The sequence below is a fragment of the Streptomyces sp. NPDC002055 genome, from assembly GCF_040296705.1.
In the GTDB taxonomy this organism is placed as follows: Bacteria; Actinomycetota; Actinomycetes; order Streptomycetales; family Streptomycetaceae; genus Streptomyces.
Map to the genome: position 1 here is coordinate 1 of NZ_JBEOXS010000133.1, position 3,194 is coordinate 3,194.

The 3,194-nt window shown below is 31.1% G+C and carries 3 protein-coding genes; all 3 read left to right on the top strand.

Annotated elements, in window-relative coordinates:
* Positions 1–1,174: bacteriocin secretion accessory protein (locus tag ABT112_RS34875; protein ID WP_351515801.1), on the top strand; the 1,174-nt coding region annotated here is incomplete at its 5' end.
* Between the two features lie 93 nt (positions 1,175–1,267).
* Complete coding sequence (locus ABT112_RS34880; RefSeq protein ID WP_021214958.1) at positions 1,268–1,405, top strand: lactococcin family bacteriocin; 138 nt, start codon at positions 1,268–1,270, stop codon at positions 1,403–1,405.
* 14 nt (positions 1,406–1,419) lie between these two features.
* Positions 1,420–2,130: a CPBP family intramembrane glutamic endopeptidase gene (locus ABT112_RS34885; protein WP_063283332.1), complete on the top strand. Its 711-nt coding sequence runs from the start codon at positions 1,420–1,422 to the stop codon at positions 2,128–2,130.
* The last annotated feature ends 1,064 nt before the right edge of the window (positions 2,131–3,194 follow it).

A 3,194-nucleotide genomic window follows, 5' to 3' on the forward strand; every position in this document is an offset into this window, starting at 1 on the left:
GATCAAAAAAGAAATTCGTGATTTGATTGCCATTACTAAGAAAACTGATTCTGGTGAGATTGAAGAAGTTGATGCAAGTGCGATGACTAAGAAAGCACAGCTTGACCTCCTTCAAAAGAGTTTAACCAACGAAAAAAATGAGTTTCCCACTACCGATAGTTTTGGCTATGAGAAAAGTTTTGAAAATTATGAATCACAAGTAAAAAGTCTTGAAGCAACCATTCAAAAATCGAATCAAGCGGTAGAAGACCAAAATAAAAGTACCGAGAGTCAAAAGCAAGCTATTCAAAATCAGGTGGCAACACTCCAACAGGCTATTCAGAATTACTCTGAAATCGAAAATGCGGTATCGAGTGGTGGTGGAGTTTCACAAGATAATCCCTACCTCTCTCAATATAACAGTTACCAAGCGCAACAAGCGACTTTAGAGGCCGATTTAAAAAATCAAAAAAATCCAGATGAAACTGCTAAGCAAGCGACTAAAAGTCAAGAGGAGTCTTTAAAAAGTCAATTTTTATCAGGTTTAGCTTCGAGTAAAGACAGCTTAAAAAGCCAAATTCAATCCTTTAATGTGCAAGAAAGTAGCTTAACAGGAAGTAATGCTTATGATAATAGCCAATCTAGTCAAATCTTAACTTTAAAAACCCAGGCACTTTCAGCTTCAAATAAAGAAATGACAGACCTAAATAGTACCCTTACTGATTTAGAAACAAAAATTAGCTTGCAAAAACAAGATGACCAGTACAGTCAAGTTTTTGCGGAACAGACTGGAGTCCTGCATGTGCTCCCAGATATTTTAGGGATGAAAAAGATTCCGATTGGAACACCTATCGCAGAAATCTATCCTTTATTAAAGGCAGAAACACAAGTTAATCTGACAAGTTATATCCCAAGTACTCAAATTTCTGGAATGAAAGTCGGTCAAAAAGTTAGATTTACAGTACAGCAAAAGTTACCTAAACCAGAGATATTAACTGGTATCATTAAACAAATTGATAGCGCCCCAACCGCCTTTAAGGAGAGAAATGCTTATAAAGTTTCTGCGACAACCGCTATCAATGCAAAAGACCTCCCAAATATAAGGTATGGCTTGCAAGGAAAAACGGTGACCATTATTGGAAAGAAAACTTATTTTAATTACTTTTTAGATAAAATAATGGGGAGGACTTCATAATTTAAGGGCTTCATTTGTAATTGTGCGAAAATTCTTGCATTTATGTTTTTTTCGGAGTATACTGACATTATTAAAATATAAGGAGATTTACAAATGAAAAATCAATTGAATTTTGAAGTTGTTTCAGACGAAGAACTTATGACAATTAATGGTGGTCAAAACATGAGTATGACTGATGGTGGATTTGAATGGGTTTATGCTGGTGGGAAACCATGGTTTCGTATCGTATAAAATAGGTTAGTTAAATGATGGATGATTCGTTTAAAAATTATTGGATGAATAAACTAAAATATTTTAGTTTATTCATTTTATTATTTGCTATTTATTGGTTTCCTGACGTTATTCTTGGTTATCCAGAAATATATTTAAAATCTCTAGTAGGATATGACCGACAAGCTACGGCTACTTGGATTTTTTTAGGAAATATGGCAATTTCTCTTTTTTTAGGAATTTTAATTTGTTATAAATTAGGTTATTATAAAAATACACTATCTATTTTTAAAATAAAAAATATTTTATTTCTACTGTTTACAACAATTGTTTTATTTATTATTTATTTTTTTACCTTTACCTACTATAATTCTCATTTTATAACACCTGGTATTGCTAAAGAACAGGCAGCTTATTCAAGGCAGATTGTATTTCCTTTTGTTCAATTTATTAGTTTTGCTATTTGTGCACCAATTTTTGAAGAAGCAGCTTTTCGAACAACAATTTACCGTTTCTTTAAAAATGATAAAATTGCATTTATTGTTTCAAGTATTAGTTTTGCTTGGATGCATACGGGAGCAAATCCAATACTTATCGTTTACTTACCAATGTCAGTAGTATTAACATTGATTTATCATCGGAGAAGAGTATTAGGAGAAAGTATATTAGTTCATTGTTTAATGAATGCTTTATTACCAACAATTATTGTTCTTCTTCAAACGATCACGGGACTATACTATTTATAAATATCTATCTTGATAAAATTATAGGGGAAGTGTCTAATTATTATTAAGCATAGAAGTGGAATGTGGTGGGTGGGGACCATCCTTTGACACATGGAGTGGCCTCAATCTTCCTTGACTTCTTGCAATTCTTTGGATAGCTAATTATTTTTTATCAAAAAAATTGAAAACTCCATTTTTATTTTTAAATGGAGTTTTTATATAAGGTAAGGCTTTGCAGACAATTCGCTTTATAGGTTGGTTATTTTTGCATATCCCCCCAAAAACGATATTTAGTAAGTCTTTATTTCGATCTCTGAATCAAGGTTTAGGACTGCACAAATTAGGTTGCATTGCAAAATTTAAAAATAGTTTGATTTCTAGAAAGCTTGAGAAGAATAATATTTTGCAATGAGAACAGCAAAAATTAATGAAAGGACGAAAGCAACATGAACCCACTATTCAGTAGTTTGAAACGCTGGTTACTACTCATTTATACAATATTTGCTACCATTATTACAGTAATTTATATCATGTTTAATTCAACTTTTTATAAATTAGATTTGGTTAAATACAACAATGATATTGATTATCATAATAAGATGAGTTCAATTTTATCAAAAGGGTTACTTCAGCTTAATGGTAATTTTGCTCAGCTAGATTCGTTTTTATTAATTTTTGTCTATGTACTAGGAATTTTGATTTGTTTTATTTCCTTACTATTAAATTGGAATACTTATAACAAAAGAACCTATACACCATTAATATCCATGTTAGGCTTTTGCTTACCCTTGACAGTTCATAATGGAGAAAATATTCTTTGGATGGTATTACTGGGTTTAATAATTGCATTTGTAGGTAGTATTTTCTATATTTTTGCAATTGGTAAGACATACAATTAAAAAAATGATAAATTTTATGATGTTTTTGAGTAATACTTAAATAAAAGTAAAAACCTAGTCTCTGATGATATGCGAATCAGAGACTGGTTTTTTTATTGTACAAAAGAATCTAAGTATTCTCAAACTTCAATCCTTGATGGAATAAATTTCCCGTTCGCGCTCGGGAACTCAATCATGATAAGCAAA